A 13,658-nucleotide genomic window follows, 5' to 3' on the forward strand; every position below is an offset into this window, starting at 1 on the left:
GGTCCCCGGAAGCCATGGTGCGCGGTCGCCGCAAGAACAGCCCATTTGGCTCACGCTTTGTGAAGCCAAGGGTGGGTGCGGCCCGGTCGACGGTGACGGAGCCGGGTCCGGTGGCCCCGGTACCCGCGCCGTCGGTGTCGCGAACTGAAGCGGTTGGTGAACTGCGCCCGGGGCATCCGCTGGCGGACGCCGCGATGAACGATCGCCTGCATGCGTTCGAGCAGGGCTTTCGTGAGCGCTTCGCCCAGTTGGTCCCGGTGTTGAAGGAAGTGCATGCGCTGCAGCACGAGCGCGATTTTCAGGAGCGGGCGCAACGGATTGTGCTTGATCGGTTGGGCTACCAGTTGCCGGAGGAGGCGCTGGAAGATGCCTGGATCAATGATCTGGACACGCGCGAACTGTACCTGCATGGCACGTTCGAGCTGTTCGATCAGGTGGTCAACGAATATTGGGCCGGACGCGATGATCTGGTCGCGGAAGCGGAAAGCGCCATTGCGTATTTCCTCGACTGTGACTTCCACGAGGTGGACATCTCGCCCTGTTCCGATGGTCGGCTGTTGGGGTTGCGGCGTTTTATCCTGCGGCTGCCGGACTTGGCGGTCCGAGTGAAGAGTTATGCGGGTGCGCAGTTCGACATCGAGGAAGATGTGCGGCACTGGACCAAGCGCGAGTTGCTGCGCTTCCGCGAGGGGCGCCCGACCACGGCGGACGTGCCGAGTCGGTACCTGAAGATTGCGGCGTACCACTACAGTGGGGCCGATCCGCTGCACCAGGGGTGTGCGGCACATGGCAATAGCGAACGCGATGCAGCGGATGGTGCGTTGCACCAGTTGCGGGCCTTCCGTCAGGCGATCGAGAACACCTTCTGCTGTGGGGCGTCGGTCGACACGCTGCTCATTGGCGTGGATACGGATACGGATGCGGTGAAGATCCATATCCCCGATGGCGACACGCGCATGAGCCTGTATCGGTTTGTGGACAGTGCGGCGCTTTATCGGGAAACGCAGGGTCTGGACGAGCAATCGGCCTCCCTGCGGGTGTATCAGGCAATCCAGGATGCGATCCACCAGCAAGGCTGGGGACGCGGGAATGGGGCGCCTCATGAAGGGATGTTGCGATTGATCTCGCGGCTGCTGCTGAACAATATCTCGCAGCTTGAATATGTGGCGCGTTATCACGGAGGCCACTACGCCGATGTCGGCCATCGGGAGCGCGTGATCATCGTCGGTCAGGAGATCGAGGAGATGCAGGTACGGAACTTCGCGTACTTCGCACACCTGGAGACGATGGAAGAAGGCTCCGAAGGGATCGATGTCGGGGTGAACAAGATTTTTCGGAAGTTGAATGTTGAACGTGGCCTGCCGGTGCCGGTGGTGATTCATTACCGCTACGACCGCAAGGTGCCGGGATCGCGGGAGCGAGTCGAGGCACGGTGTCGCCGGATCCGCAGAACGATCATGGAGCGCTACCGAGACCTGGCAGAGAAGGGCCTGATTGGCTGCCACATGGTCATTCGCGACAAGCGCAGCGGCAGCCGCCTGGAACCGCTGGTCGCCTGACGCATACGGGAACAGGAATGAAGATCTGCAAGGTTGAGAAGACACTGGTTTCGACCAACCGTATCCGCGATCTCGGACACCGGCCGTTGCTGGTGGTCCAGGAGAAGGCCGGTGGTCCGCGCACCGTGGCGGTAGATGCCGTTGGCTGCGTCCCCGGTGATTGGGTGATCGTGGTCGGCTCGTCGGCCGCGCGCGAGGCCGCCGGCAGCAAGGAATACCCGAGTGACGCGACGATCGTAGGGATCATCGATTACTGGGAGGAGCAGTAGCTCCATGGAAATCATGCAGGTGCAGGACGAGTTGGTGGTGACCCGTCGAGTGGACGGCCTCCAGACCATGTCGCTGCGCGTGCTAGTGGATCAGCGGGGCGCGCTTAGCGTCGCCGTGGATCCGGTTGGTGCGCACCCGGGCAACTGGGTGTTCACGATCTCCGGGTCGGCCGCGCGCTACGCGCTTGATGATCCAAAGGTAACAACCGATCTGACGATCGGCGGCATCATCGACCACTGGGACGATGGTGGGAAGAAGACGGAAGGGTCGAAGGACGAGGCTGGACGAGACCAGACCGATGCACAGCGCTCTGCTGGGCCCCGCAAGGCGGCGTGAGCGTCATTTTTTGAAAAACTGTTAATCCAGGAGAGAAAACAATGGCAACTGAACGTTTTGGTGTGGCGCTGGGCATGATCGAGACCCGTGGTCTGGTCCCGGCTATTGAAGCAGCGGATGCGATGACCAAGGCCTCTGAAGTGCGCCTGATCGGTCGTCAGTTTGTCGGTGGCGGTTACGTGACCGTGCTGGTCCGTGGTGAGACCGGTGCCGTGAACGCTGCGGTCCGCGCCGGAGCGGATTCCTGCGAGCGTGTGGGTGACGGCCTGGTGGCTGCGCACATCATTGCCCGCGTGCATTCCGAAGTGGAAAGCATCCTGCCCGAGCAGGTTGAAAAGTAATTCATCAGTAACGCTTGATAGGAGTTGAGTAATGGCTAGCGAAAACTTTGGTGTGGCCCTCGGCATGATCGAGACCCGTGGTCTGGTGCCGGCGATTGAAGCCGCCGACGCGATGACCAAGGCCTCCGAGGTGCGCCTGATTGGTCGTCAGTTCGTCGGTGGTGGTTATGTGACCGTGCTGGTTCGTGGCGAGACCGGTGCCGTGAACGCCGCGGTGCGTGCCGGTGCGGATTCCTGCGAACGTGTGGGCGACGGCCTGGTGGCTGCGCACATCATTGCTCGCGTACATTCCGAGGTGGAAAACATCCTCCCGGAGAAGCCGTAACTCACGGTAGTTGAACGCCAGCGGGCTCGTGGATGGGCTCGCTGGCTTTATCGAGAAGAGGTAAGTGATGGCTAGGGAAATTTCTGGTGTGGCCCTCGGCATGATCGAGACCCGCGGCCTGGTGCCGGCGATTGAAGCGGCGGATGCGATGACCAAGGCCTCTGAAGTGCGCCTGATCGGTCGTCAGTTTGTTGGTGGCGGCTACGTGACCGTGCTGGTCCGTGGTGAGACCGGTGCGGTGAACGCTGCGGTTCGTGCGGGTGCGGATTCCTGCGAGCGTGTGGGTGACGGCCTGGTGGCTGCGCATATCATTGCCCGCGTGCATTCCGAGGTGGAAGGCATTCTGCCGACGGCCCCGACCGCAAGCGGTTCGGCTAGCTGAGGCGACGCCCATGTCCGATCCACGGATCGTGGGGTACCTGAACCGGGCGGTGGCGCATGAGCTGTCGGCGGTTCAGCAATATCTGGCCCAGGCGCGGCTTACCGCCATGTGGGGCATGGTCGACGTGAGTGACTGTCTGCGTCGGGATGCCCAGGAAGAGCTGGACCATGCGGATCGTTTCATAACCCGCATGTTTCACTATGGGGTGACCCCGAATGGGAGCCAGTTGGCCCCGGTGCGGCTTGGTCGTTCTATGGCCGAACTGTTGGCCCGCAACCGTGAGCTGGAGATGGAGGCCGTGCGTCTGTACGACGAGGCCGCCGTCTACTGTCGCCGGGTGGGCGCGCAGGACGATGCCGCGCTGTTCGAGCGTATCCTCGAGGATGAGCTGGAACATGTGCGCGAGATCGATGCCCAGGGCCAGCCGGCGTAGGTACGTCGGTCCAGTCATACGAATGGAGTAGCCAATGGCGGATTCCGATCTCGTCGTCCCGTCCGGGTGGGAGCCTGGCAAGGGTACTTCGGCGTCCATGAGCAAGCAGTTCACATTCGACCGCTACGGCATTACGCGGGAGTTTCTGGACCGTGTGGCCGAGTTGTCCGAGCAGGATGGCTATCATCCCAATATCAGCTTCGGCACGACCTATGTGAACATCACCATTGATGCTCGCGACGGGGAAAAGCTGGGTGAAGCCGACAAGGGGTTTGCCCTTGAGGTGGACCGGCTAGCCGAGGCGACCAGTGGTTGAACCGGCGGCGCTGGTGATTCGAGGGAGCCGTCCCGGCTCCCTGCTGCAGGAGGCTGTTGCGTGGGTTCGAGGGTAATCGCGGTAGTCAATCAGAAGGGTGGGACGGGCAAGACCACCCTCACCATGAACCTCGCCGCCGGTCTGGCGCGCGCAGGGCGAACCCTTGTTGTGGATGCGGATCCCCAGGGTTCGGCCGGCCAATGGGCGCGTATGGCGACGGACGAACGCCCATTCCCGGCCTCGGTGTTCTCCGTCGCAGGTCCCCTGGACCGCGAGCTGAAGGCCCTGCGCAAGGACTACGACAATATCGTCGTCGACTGCCCGCCTACCCTGGAAGGCGGCGCCGTGAACGGCGCACTTGCGGCTTCCGACGTGGTCCTGATTCCCGTGTTGCCGTCCCCTGTCGATCTGTGGGGCAGCGTCCGTATGGGTCGAGGGCTGGAAGAGGCCCGACTGAAAAACCCTAACCTGCGCCCCTTCATCGTCGTCAATCAGCTTGAGGTCCGCAGTGCGCTGTCGCGTGCGATGAAACACGCACTGATGGAGATTGACATCCCCGCCCTGGAACAGGCCTTGCGTCGGCGGGCAATTTATCGGCGTTCTGCGCTGGAAGGGTGTTCCGTCTTTGACCTTGGCAAGCCCGGGGAAGCCGCAGCCGCGGAGATCGAAGCCATCATCGAGGAGGTGTCGTAATGAGCAATCTGCAAGACAAGCTGGCAGCCGGTGTGCGCAGTGCGCGTGAGGACCAGGACAAGGACAGCACCCAGGGCAACACGGCCAAGGCCGAACCGCCGAAGGATACGAGCCAGGAACCCGCGAGCCGTTCGCCGCGTGCGGCGGCCAGCACCAAGAACGCTGCCACCAAGAAGGCGGCAACGACGCCCCGCAAGGCACCTGCGCGCAAGCGTACGACGGCACGTAAGAAGCCGGCTGCTGCCCGCAAGACCGGATCGACCACCCAGGCGAAGAGCACTGCGGCCAAGAGTACCCCGGCACAGAAGAAGCCGGCCGCCAAGAAGGCGGCAAAATCGGGTCACACCGGTAGCCAGCTGCACCCGGAACGGATCTGGCCGGATTAAGGCATATCCGCGCCGGTGGCCGGGGCTTGCCCCGGCCTTTCTGATTGAGGAGTCGAAAAATGCAGGACGAATTACGCGATCACCTGATTACCCAGGAGCCGTACTATCAGCCGACCGCGGATGAGGTGGAGCTGTACGAGGCGGCCTATTCGGTGCGCATGCCGATGATGCTCAAGGGCCCGACGGGTTGCGGGAAAACGCGATTCGTCGAGCATATGGCCTGGAAGCTTGGGAAGCCGTTGATTACCGTCGCCTGCAATGAGGACATGACGGCGTCTGACCTCGTTGGGCGCTACCTGCTGGATGCCGATGGCACCCGCTGGCAGGACGGTCCCTTGACCAAGGCCGCGCGCTTCGGCGCGATCTGCTACCTCGACGAGATTGTGGAAGCGCGTCAGGACACGACCGTGGTGATTCATCCGCTGACGGACAACCGCCGAGTGCTGCCGCTCGAGAAGAAGGGCGAGATGGTGGAAGCGCACCCCGATTTTCAGGTAGTGATCTCCTACAACCCGGGCTACCAAAGCCTGATGAAGGATCTGAAAGAATCCACCAAGCAGCGCTTCGGCGCGCTGGACTTCAACTATCCCGATCACGAGACCGAGGCCCGCATCGTGGCCCATGAGGGCGGGGTGAACGAGGAGATGGCCGGTAAACTGGTCAGCGTCGCGGAACGGGCACGCAACCTAAAGGGGCACGGGCTGGATGAAGGGATCTCCACTCGGATGCTGGTCTATGCCGCATCCCTGATCGCGAAGAACGTGGCCCCCCTGGCCGCCTGCCGTATGGCCCTGGTGCGTCCCATTACGGACGACCCGGACATGCGCGACGCGCTCGATTCCGCCGTGACGACGTTCTTCTAGGCCGAACCCGAGCCCAGCGCGATGAGCATCCATCTGGAGGACTATCAAGACCTCCTCGAAGACCTCGGGGATCACGCTGGCGGATTGCTGGAAGCCTCATGGCAGGAAGCCACTCGGGCGTTCAGTGCGACGGGTCTCAAACGCTACTACCTGGAAGGCGCGCGCAGCCTGCACTCGCTCGGACGTGGTTCGGACATGGTCACCGCGTTCATTCAGGAGGCGCCGGACCTGGCTCAGGAGTTGGGCGAAGACGCCGTGGCCGAGCTGGTCAGTTCGGCGATCAAGATGTACTCCAAGACCAGTGCCGCAGTCATCACCCTGGTGATTGCAACGGGCCCGATCGCAGCCCGCCGGCTGGGCGATTTCAACCTCTTCTCCGGTTATCTGCGGTTGCTGGACAGCCTCCTTGCGCAGGCACCACGGGGTGTGCGTCCGATGCTGGAGCGTCTGGACGAATTGCTGTCCCACCTAACGCTGGGCGGGCTTCGGCGCTGGGCGAGTTGGGGCGCGCAGGCCCACCGCACGGACCTCGAAGCCCAGGTGGCCTATTTCGGTCTGGAATCTCCGGAATCGCGTTCGGTGTTCCAGAAGGAACGGCGGGGAACCCTGTTTGTCGATGTCCAGCGTCGGATCAATCTCTACCTGCGGTCGCTGTGGGCGCGCGATTTCTTTATGCGGCCGACCAGTGGCGACTTCGAGTCGCGCGAGGGATACAAGCCCTATATTGAGGGCTTTACGATGTTCCTCCCGGATGCCTTTGACGACTGGGAAGGCCTGACGGGGTTGGACTTGTACCGGGCTGCGGCCGCGCATGCGGCGGCGCATGTGGTCCACACCCGCGAGATGCAGCCGGACGAGGCCCCGCGGGGTGTCGTCGGTGTTCTGACCGAGCTGTTCGAGGATGCGCGGGTAGAAGGCCTGGCGATCCAGGGCTTTCCCGGCTTGCGCAACCTGTGGACGCCGTTGCACATCGCGACACCGGAGGAGGGTGAAAGTCCGCAGGCACTCTTGGCGCGTACGGCGCGTGCGCTGCTGGATCCGGACTACCGTGACGAACACCCGTTTGTGGGCAAGGCCCGATCGGCGCTGGCGGAGCGTACAGAAAATCTTGAGGCGCCGGGGCTGGCTCGCGAGCTGGCGGAGGCGCTGGCACCGGACTTTCCCGAACAGGGCTATATGAACCCGCGCCAGGTCGCACCGGATGTGCAGTATCGCGATGACAACCGCTATATGTGGGCGTTTGGCCGCGAGGAAGACGACTTCGAGACGCTCATGGCGAGCCGCACCAACCAGGAGCGTGTCTATGTCTCGCCCATGGAGATGATCAACACCCTGGATGTGCCCGGGGCGGGCGACGATGCCCAGATGATCATGGTGCTGGCCACCGAGTGGTTCCGTGACGGGGAAGAAGAGAGCATCAATCAGCAGGAGGGCAAGGAGCCGATCTCGCTGCCCTATCACTACCATGAGTGGGATTACCAGATGCAGCTGGAACGCCCGCACTGGGTAACCCTGCTGGAGCGGCGCCCGCAGAAGGGTGATGTAAAAGAGGTCGACGCGATCAACGAGAAGCACAAGCCGTTGATCTCGCGTTTGAAGTTCCTGATCGAGGCGATGCAGCCGCAGGGCGTGAAACGCATGCGGAAGCAGGCCGAAGGCGACGAGCTCGACGTCAACGCCCTGGTGGAGGCGCAGATTGATTTGCGTATGCGTCGCCAGCCCGATGAGCGGATCTACGTGCGTAATATCCGTCAGGTGCGGGATCTCTCTGTGTTGGTACTGCTGGATCTATCCGAGTCGACCAACGAGATGGTCCAGGGGACGGAGACCAGCGTCGTCCAGTTGGCGCGTGAGGCTACCACGTTGCTGAGCGGGGCCATCTCCAAGATCGGTGACCCCTTTGCGATTCACGGCTTTGCCTCCGACGGGCGGCACGACGTCGAGTATTACCGTTTCAAGGACTTCGACGCCCCCTACGACGAGAACGCCCGTGCCCGACTGGCCGGGATGAAGGGGCAGCTCTCGACCCGCATGGGGGCCGCCGTCCGTCACGCCGGGAACCTGTTGCATCAGCAGGGCACCCAGAAGAAGCTGTTGCTGATCATCACCGACGGAGAACCCGCGGACACGGATGTGCGTGATCCACAGTACCTGCGCCAGGACGCCAAGCGCGCGGTGGAGGAGGTCGGGAAGAACGGTGTCTATAGCTTCTGCATTAGCCTGGACCCGAATGCCGACGAATACGTTGAACGAATCTTCGGTCCGCAGCATTTCATGGTGCTCGACCAGATCGAGCGCCTGCCGGAAAAACTGCCCATGCTGTACGCGGGCCTGACCCGATAGGGGTCATGATACGAACATGGCCAGGAAAGGGACCAGCACGACCGCGCCGAAGGATCCCAGCCTTCCCCAAGTGATGCTGAAGTCCGAGCTGCCGGCCCATTTGATCCGGCATGCCACTTTGCGCCAGTTGCAGGTGTTCGAGGCGATTGTGCGCCTGGGCAGCTTCACGCGCGCGGCGGAAGAGCTCTACCTGACCCAGCCGACGGTCTCCATCCAGATCAAGAAACTCTCCGGGGCCCTGGGGCTGCCGCTGTTCGAGTATGTCGGGCGCAAGGCCTTCCCGACCGAGGTCGGGCTGCTGCTGTATGACACCTGCCGTGAGATGTTGGGGGCACTGACCAACCTCGAGATGAAGCTGGCGGAGATGCACGGCCTGAAGCGAGGGCGCCTGCGCCTGGCGGTGATTACCACTGCGCAGTACTTTGCCCCAACCATTCTCGGGCAGTTCGCGAAGCGCTATCCGGACATCGAGCTGTCACTGGAGGTCAGCAACTTCGACCGGGTGTTGCATCGCCTGGCCAGCAACGATGACGATCTCTACATCATCGGCCATGTGCCGGAGCGGCTGACCGATATCGCGGTGTACCCGTTTGCCCCGAACCCGTTGGTCGTGATGGCCAGCCGCGATCATCCCCTGGCCGGACAGCGCAACATCCCGATCGAGCGACTGGAGCGGGAGACCTTCCTGATGCGTGAGCCCGGCTCCGGCATCCGCGAGGCGACCCTGAAACTGTTTCAGGAGCACGGCATCAATCCGACCGTGCGCATGGAGCTCGGGTCTAACGAGGCCATCAAGCAGGCGGTGATTGGCGGGCTGGGGATCGCCGTGCTGTCGTTGCATACCCTCAGTGCCGAGGGGGCGGGTGGACCGGTCGCGCTGCTGGACGTGGAGCATTTTCCGATCCATCGCCAGTGGCACATTGTCCACCCAAAGCAGAAGGTATTGTCGGTGGTTGCACAGACCTTCCTCGACTTTGCCATTCAGGACGAGGCCCGTGTACGCGGCCAGGTCGAGGACCTGCTGGCGGCCTTCAAGGCGCAGGCGAGCTGAATGTGTCCGGATGTCCCATCGCGGCGAGTGCCGCGAGGCAAGCTGCATCGCTTGATACCGGCGCTAGCAGTGATGCACTGCGGCATGACAGCCCCGAGAGGGTCCCTTACAATTCACACCTTTCCCGGCCGGAGACGGCCGTATGCGGAGATCAGTCAGTGAGCACGAGCACCCGGCCGCGGATCAGCGGTACCCAGTTTATCAGCGCCGATGAGGCGCCCCGTTCGCGCCTGAGCCTGAGCGCCTCCCACCGCGACCAACACCACCCGGTGACCGGCACCGGCGGTGATCCAGGGTTCGGGGCGATCGACACTCCGGCCAACGAAAGCTGCGTGGTCTGTGCTCCGGCCACCCGCCGCCTGGCTGAAGAGCTTTTCGAAGGGTGGAATGATGCCCTTCAGACCGGTGATGCGCATAAGGTAGCCGAGCGCTATGCGGAAGACGCGGTCTTGTTGCCGACGGTGTCCAATGTTCCACGGACCAGTCATGCCGAAATCCAGGATTACTTCGAGCACTTCCTGGAGAAAAAGCCCTTCGGGACGATCAATACCCGCAATGTGAAGCTGGGCTGCAACAAGCTGACCGATGCCGGCACCTATACCTTCCGCGTCACCGATGGCGGCGAGACCAAAGAGGTCCCCGCACGCTACACCTTCGTCTACGAGAACCGAGACGGGGAGTGGAAGATCGTGCATCACCACTCTTCGATGATGCCGACTGCGTAGCCATGCACGTTGCCTAGGGAGACGCCTCTGTGCGGTTTGGACCATTGCGCGGGCAACAGCCAACAATGCTCGAATATCGGCCGGGAATCACGGGTAGCCGTCGCGGACAATGAAAAGGCCCGGCAATGCCGGGCCTTGTTCGGGGGAGCCTCAGGAGGCGAGACGCTTGTATTTGACCCGGTGGGGCTGATCGGCCGCGGCGCCCAGGCGCTGGTGGCGGTCGTCTTCGTACTCCTGATAGTTCCCCTCGAAGAACACCACGTTGCCGTCTTCCTCGAAGGCGAGGATGTGCGTGGCGATGCGGTCGAGGAACCAGCGATCATGCGAGATCACGATGGCGGAGCCGGGGAAGTCCAGCAGCGCCTCTTCCAGCGCGCGCAGCGTTTCCACGTCGAGATCGTTGGTCGGTTCGTCGAGCAGCAGGAAATTGCCGCCGCTTTGCAGCAGCTTGGCCAGGTGCACGCGGTTGCGTTCCCCGCCGGACAGTTCCTTCATGCGCTTTTGCTGGTCGGTGCCCTTGAAGTTGAAGCGGCCGACGTAGGCGCGTGAAGGCATCTGGAAGTTGCTGACCTGGATGATGTCCTGGCCGTTGGAGATCTCCTCCCAGACGGTCTTCTCGTCCTGCAGCGCGTCCCGGTTCTGGTCGACATAGGCGAGCTGCACGGTTTCGCCCAATTCGATCGAGCCATCATCCGGCTGTTCCTGCCCCGAGATCATGCGGAACAGGGTGGTCTTGCCGACGCCGTTCGGTCCGATCACGCCGATCAGCGCCCCACGCGGAACGCTGAAGGACAGGCCCTGGTAGAGCACGCGGTCGCCGAAGTTCTTGGACAGGTTGTCCACTTCCAGCACCTTGTCGCCCAGGCGCGGGCCCGGCGGGATGTAGATTTCCTTGGTCTCCGAGCGCTTCTGGAAATCGGTGGAGGCGATCTCCTCAAAGCGTTTCAGGCGCGCCTTGCTCTTCGCGCCCCGGCCCTTGGGATTGGAGCGTACCCATTCCAGTTCGGACTCCATCGCCTTCACGCGGGCGGCCTCCGACTTCTCTTCTTGCTTTAGGCGCTTTTCCTTCTGTTCCAGCCACTGCGAGTAGTTGCCCTGGAACGGAATGCCCTGGCCGCGGTCCAGCTCGAGGATCCATCCGGCGACGTTGTCGAGGAAGTAGCGATCATGGGTGACCGCGACCACGGTGCCCTGGAATTCCTGCAGGAAGCGCTCCAGCCAGGCCACGGACTCGGCGTCCAGGTGGTTGGTCGGTTCGTCAAGAATCAGCATGTCCGGGTTGGATAGCAGCAGACGGCACAGCGCGACCCGGCGGCGCTCACCCCCGGACAGGTTCTTCACCTCGGCATCCCACGGCGGCAGGCGCAGGGCGTCCGCGGCGACCTCCAGCTTGCGCTCGAGGTTGTGGCCGTCGGCCGCTTCGATCTTCGCCTCCAGCTCGCCCTGCTTGGCGGCCAGGGCATCGAAGTCCGCATCCGCTTCGGCATAGGCGGCATACACCTGATCCAGCTCGGCCAACGCCTCCTTGATCGGGGCCACGGCCTCCTCGACGTTGCCGCGCACGTCCTTGGTCTCGTCGAGCTGCGGCTCCTGCGGCAGGTAGCCGATGTTGATGCCCGGCTGCGGCCGCGCCTCGCCGACGATCTCGGTATCCACGCCGGCCATGATGCGGAGCAGGGTGGATTTACCCGCACCGTTGTAGCCCAGCACGCCGATCTTGGCGCCCGGGAAAAAGTTCAGGTTGATGTCCTTGAGGATGTACTTCTTCGGCGGGACGATCTTGCCCACGCCGTTCATCGTGAAGATGTACTGCGCCATGATGCTCCTGCGACCAATGCGGTTTGAATGAGGGGCAGGCCCTTTACGACCCGCGCTGGGCCCGCACTTTAACATCCCGGCAATCCGGAGGCGCATGTCCCCGGTGATGCCGGACCTTGTGAAGGCCTCCAGCGTGTCAGGTCGGCGGGACGTCATTGCTGAACACGGAACAGGGCGGGCGCCGCGATGGCTGCCCGCCCCGATGGCTCATTGTTAATGGCTCAGGCGTTGCGTGCGAAGTAGCTGGTCATCAGGTTGCGGTAGTTGGGGATGTGCTCTGAGAGCAGCGCCCCCAGGCCTTCGACATCATTGCGCCAGTCGCGGTGCAGTTCGCAGGCCATCGCAAACCAGCCCATCAGCTGTACGCCGGCGGCCTCCATGCGGGACCAGGCGGAATCGCGGGTGGTCTTGTTGAAGGTGCCCGAGGCATCGGTCACGACGAACACGTCGTAGCCCTCTTCGATGGCGGACAGCGCCGGGAAGGCCACGCAGACCTCCGTGACGACCCCGGCGATGATCAGCTGCTTCTTGCCCGTGGCCTTCACGGCAGCCAGGAATTCATCGTTGTCCCAGGCGTTGATGTTGCCCGGACGCGCGATATAGGGGGCGTCGGGGAACATCTTCTGCAATTCCGGCACCAGTGGCCCATTGGGGCCGGACTCGAAGCTGGTGGTCAGGATGGTGGGCAACCCGAAGTACCGGCCGCAGGCCGCCGTGGCCAGCACGTTGTTCTTGAATTCGCTGGGTTCGAAGTCCTGGACCAGCGAGATCAGACCGGACTGGTGGTCGACCAGCAGCAGCGCGGCATCATCCTTGTCGAGGCGGCGGTAGGTGTAGTCGTGATTCATGTCGTTCTCCTTGTGCAGGCCTGCCGGGCAGGCATGAAATGCCGCGACGCGGGTGCGCCGCGGGGTTTGGTCAAGTGCATGGGGCGGAGTGCTGCAGGCGGCCCTCGCGGTAGTCACGGATGGCCTGGTGGATCTCGTCCGGGGTGTTCATGACGAAGGGCCCCTGGCCGACGATGGGCTCGTCGATGGGTTCGCCGGACAGGACCAGTACAGTGGCCTCGTTGTTGGATTCGACGATCACCCCCTCGTGCTCTGCACTCAGCATCACGAGCTGGCCGCCGCGCGCGATCTCGCTGCCGTTCACCTGAACGGTGCCGTGCAGTACCACCAGCATGGAGTTCCAGCCGTTCGGCAGGTCCAGGCGGACTTCGCCATCGCGCTCCAGGCGCCGGTCCCACACCTGCATGGGGCTGAAGGTGCGGGCTGGCCCCGGCTGCCCCGTATATTCGCCGGCAATCACTCGCAGCCGCCCCGCGGCTTCCGGCAGTTCGATCTCCGGGATGTCGGCGACGCCCAGGTGCTGATAGCCCGGTGCGGTCATCTTGTATCGGGACGGAAGGTTGACCCAGAGCTGCACCATCTCCAGCCGCCCGCCGGCGCGGGTGAAGCGCCGGGAACGAAACTCCTCGTGCAGGATCCCGGCGCCGGCGGTCATCCACTGCACGTCGCCCGGTCCGATAATGCCGCCGGCCCCGGTGGAGTCGGCATGCTCCACCTCGCCATCCAGCACGATGGTGACGGTCTCGAACCCCCGGTGCGGATGTTCTCCGACGCCGCGCGGCTGGGTCGCGGGTTCGAAGTCCATGGGCCCGGCATGGTCGAGCAACAGGAACGGGCTCACATGGCGACCGTGACTCTGGTAGGAAAACAGCGAACGCACGGGAAAGCCGTTGCCGACCCAGTGGCGGGGTGGGGCGCTGTAGATACCCAGGATGGTCTTCATGTCGTCCTCCTCGAAAGGCCGTGGGT

The 13,658-nt window shown here is 63.2% G+C and carries 17 protein-coding genes; 14 read left to right on the forward strand and 3 right to left on the reverse strand.

Going from position 1 to position 13,658, the window contains the following annotated elements:
- The first annotated feature begins 14 nt into the window (after positions 1-14).
- The 14 genes from F462_RS01480 to F462_RS01545 all read left to right on the forward strand — a co-directional run bounded on the left by F462_RS01480 (position 15) and on the right by F462_RS01545 (position 10,023).
- Positions 15-1,559, forward strand: coding sequence for a carboxysome shell carbonic anhydrase (locus F462_RS01480; RefSeq protein ID WP_038051105.1), 1,545 nt, complete (start codon positions 15-17; stop codon positions 1,557-1,559).
- A gap of 17 nt (positions 1,560-1,576) precedes the next feature.
- Positions 1,577-1,828, forward strand: a complete 252-nt coding sequence (locus tag F462_RS01485; protein ID WP_012982273.1) for a carboxysome peptide A — start codon at positions 1,577-1,579, stop codon at positions 1,826-1,828.
- 4 nt (positions 1,829-1,832) lie between these two features.
- Positions 1,833-2,165, forward strand: coding sequence for a carboxysome peptide B (locus tag F462_RS01490; protein ID WP_038051107.1), 333 nt, complete (start codon positions 1,833-1,835; stop codon positions 2,163-2,165).
- 41 nt (positions 2,166-2,206) lie between these two features.
- The gene (locus F462_RS01495; protein WP_012982275.1) at positions 2,207-2,506 is read left to right on the forward strand and encodes a BMC domain-containing protein; all 300 of its coding nucleotides are present in this window, start codon (positions 2,207-2,209) and stop codon (positions 2,504-2,506) included.
- A gap of 31 nt (positions 2,507-2,537) precedes the next feature.
- Entirely contained in the window at positions 2,538-2,831 is a 294-nt protein-coding gene (locus tag F462_RS01500; RefSeq protein ID WP_012982276.1) for a BMC domain-containing protein, read from the forward strand.
- A gap of 67 nt (positions 2,832-2,898) precedes the next feature.
- On the forward strand, positions 2,899-3,213 hold the full coding sequence (locus F462_RS01505) for a BMC domain-containing protein (protein WP_026181629.1): 315 nt from the start codon (positions 2,899-2,901) through the stop codon (positions 3,211-3,213).
- A 10-nt stretch (positions 3,214-3,223) separates the two neighbouring features.
- Positions 3,224-3,646 carry a ferritin-like domain-containing protein gene (locus F462_RS01510; RefSeq protein WP_038051109.1) on the forward strand — a complete coding sequence of 141 codons (423 nt, stop codon included), beginning with the start codon at positions 3,224-3,226 and terminating at the stop codon, positions 3,644-3,646.
- Between the two features lie 34 nt (positions 3,647-3,680).
- Positions 3,681-3,962 carry a 4a-hydroxytetrahydrobiopterin dehydratase gene (locus F462_RS01515; RefSeq protein WP_038051111.1) on the forward strand — a complete coding sequence of 94 codons (282 nt, stop codon included), beginning with the start codon at positions 3,681-3,683 and terminating at the stop codon, positions 3,960-3,962.
- Positions 3,963-4,022: 60 nt separating this feature from the next.
- On the forward strand, positions 4,023-4,655 hold the full coding sequence (gene parA / locus F462_RS01520) for a ParA family partition ATPase (RefSeq protein WP_038051114.1): 633 nt from the start codon (positions 4,023-4,025) through the stop codon (positions 4,653-4,655).
- Positions 4,655-5,041: a hypothetical protein gene (locus F462_RS01525; protein WP_038051116.1), complete on the forward strand. Its 387-nt coding sequence runs from the start codon at positions 4,655-4,657 to the stop codon at positions 5,039-5,041. The genes parA and F462_RS01525 overlap by 1 nt, the downstream gene beginning before the upstream one ends.
- A 59-nt stretch (positions 5,042-5,100) precedes the next feature.
- Positions 5,101-5,904, forward strand: coding sequence for a CbbQ/NirQ/NorQ/GpvN family protein (locus tag F462_RS01530; protein WP_018141609.1), 804 nt, complete (start codon positions 5,101-5,103; stop codon positions 5,902-5,904).
- 21 nt (positions 5,905-5,925) lie between these two features.
- On the forward strand, positions 5,926-8,247 hold the full coding sequence (locus F462_RS01535) for a nitric oxide reductase activation protein NorD (RefSeq protein WP_038051118.1): 2,322 nt from the start codon (positions 5,926-5,928) through the stop codon (positions 8,245-8,247).
- A gap of 73 nt (positions 8,248-8,320) precedes the next feature.
- Positions 8,321-9,298, forward strand: a complete 978-nt coding sequence (locus tag F462_RS01540) for a LysR family transcriptional regulator (protein ID WP_038051119.1) — start codon at positions 8,321-8,323, stop codon at positions 9,296-9,298.
- A gap of 158 nt (positions 9,299-9,456) precedes the next feature.
- Complete coding sequence (locus tag F462_RS01545; protein WP_018141606.1) at positions 9,457-10,023, forward strand: SgcJ/EcaC family oxidoreductase; 567 nt, start codon at positions 9,457-9,459, stop codon at positions 10,021-10,023.
- Between the two features lie 150 nt (positions 10,024-10,173).
- Here the strand turns inward: F462_RS01545 and ettA are convergent, their stop codons facing one another.
- The 3 genes from ettA to F462_RS01560 form a co-directional block, all read right to left on the reverse strand.
- Positions 10,174-11,841 carry an energy-dependent translational throttle protein EttA gene (gene ettA, locus F462_RS01550; RefSeq protein ID WP_038051121.1) on the reverse strand — a complete coding sequence of 556 codons (1,668 nt, stop codon included), beginning with the start codon at positions 11,839-11,841 and terminating at the stop codon, positions 10,174-10,176.
- A gap of 221 nt (positions 11,842-12,062) precedes the next feature.
- Positions 12,063-12,689 carry an isochorismate family cysteine hydrolase YcaC gene (gene ycaC / locus F462_RS01555; RefSeq protein WP_038051122.1) on the reverse strand — a complete coding sequence of 209 codons (627 nt, stop codon included), beginning with the start codon at positions 12,687-12,689 and terminating at the stop codon, positions 12,063-12,065.
- A 70-nt stretch (positions 12,690-12,759) separates the two neighbouring features.
- A complete protein-coding gene (locus tag F462_RS01560) occupies positions 12,760-13,632 on the reverse strand; it encodes a pirin family protein (RefSeq protein ID WP_038051124.1) in 873 nt (290 codons plus the stop codon).
- Positions 13,633-13,658 lie beyond the last annotated feature (26 nt).

Source organism: Thioalkalivibrio sp. ALJ1, assembly GCF_000745395.1.
In the GTDB taxonomy this organism is placed as follows: domain Bacteria; phylum Pseudomonadota; class Gammaproteobacteria; order Ectothiorhodospirales; family Ectothiorhodospiraceae; genus Thioalkalivibrio.

Excerpts from the sequence above, each read along its gene's own strand:
- F462_RS01480 (WP_038051105.1), top strand. The coding sequence starts at position 15 with ATGGTGCGCGGTCGCCGCAAGAACAGCCCATTTGGCTCACGCTTTGTG.
- F462_RS01485 (WP_012982273.1), top strand. The coding sequence starts at position 1,577 with ATGAAGATCTGCAAGGTTGAGAAGACACTGGTTTCGACCAACCGTATC.
- F462_RS01490 (WP_038051107.1), top strand. The coding sequence starts at position 1,833 with ATGGAAATCATGCAGGTGCAGGACGAGTTGGTGGTGACCCGTCGAGTG.
- F462_RS01495 (WP_012982275.1), top strand. The coding sequence starts at position 2,207 with ATGGCAACTGAACGTTTTGGTGTGGCGCTGGGCATGATCGAGACCCGT.
- F462_RS01500 (WP_012982276.1), top strand. The coding sequence starts at position 2,538 with ATGGCTAGCGAAAACTTTGGTGTGGCCCTCGGCATGATCGAGACCCGT.
- F462_RS01505 (WP_026181629.1), top strand. The coding sequence starts at position 2,899 with ATGGCTAGGGAAATTTCTGGTGTGGCCCTCGGCATGATCGAGACCCGC.
- F462_RS01510 (WP_038051109.1), top strand. The coding sequence starts at position 3,224 with ATGTCCGATCCACGGATCGTGGGGTACCTGAACCGGGCGGTGGCGCAT.
- F462_RS01515 (WP_038051111.1), top strand. The coding sequence starts at position 3,681 with ATGGCGGATTCCGATCTCGTCGTCCCGTCCGGGTGGGAGCCTGGCAAG.
- F462_RS01525 (WP_038051116.1), top strand. The coding sequence starts at position 4,655 with ATGAGCAATCTGCAAGACAAGCTGGCAGCCGGTGTGCGCAGTGCGCGT.
- F462_RS01530 (WP_018141609.1), top strand. The coding sequence starts at position 5,101 with ATGCAGGACGAATTACGCGATCACCTGATTACCCAGGAGCCGTACTAT.
- F462_RS01535 (WP_038051118.1), top strand. The coding sequence starts at position 5,926 with ATGAGCATCCATCTGGAGGACTATCAAGACCTCCTCGAAGACCTCGGG.
- F462_RS01540 (WP_038051119.1), top strand. The coding sequence starts at position 8,321 with ATGCTGAAGTCCGAGCTGCCGGCCCATTTGATCCGGCATGCCACTTTG.
- ettA (WP_038051121.1), bottom strand. The coding sequence starts at position 11,841 with ATGGCGCAGTACATCTTCACGATGAACGGCGTGGGCAAGATCGTCCCG.
- ycaC (WP_038051122.1), bottom strand. The coding sequence starts at position 12,689 with ATGAATCACGACTACACCTACCGCCGCCTCGACAAGGATGATGCCGCG.
- F462_RS01560 (WP_038051124.1), bottom strand. The coding sequence starts at position 13,632 with ATGAAGACCATCCTGGGTATCTACAGCGCCCCACCCCGCCACTGGGTC.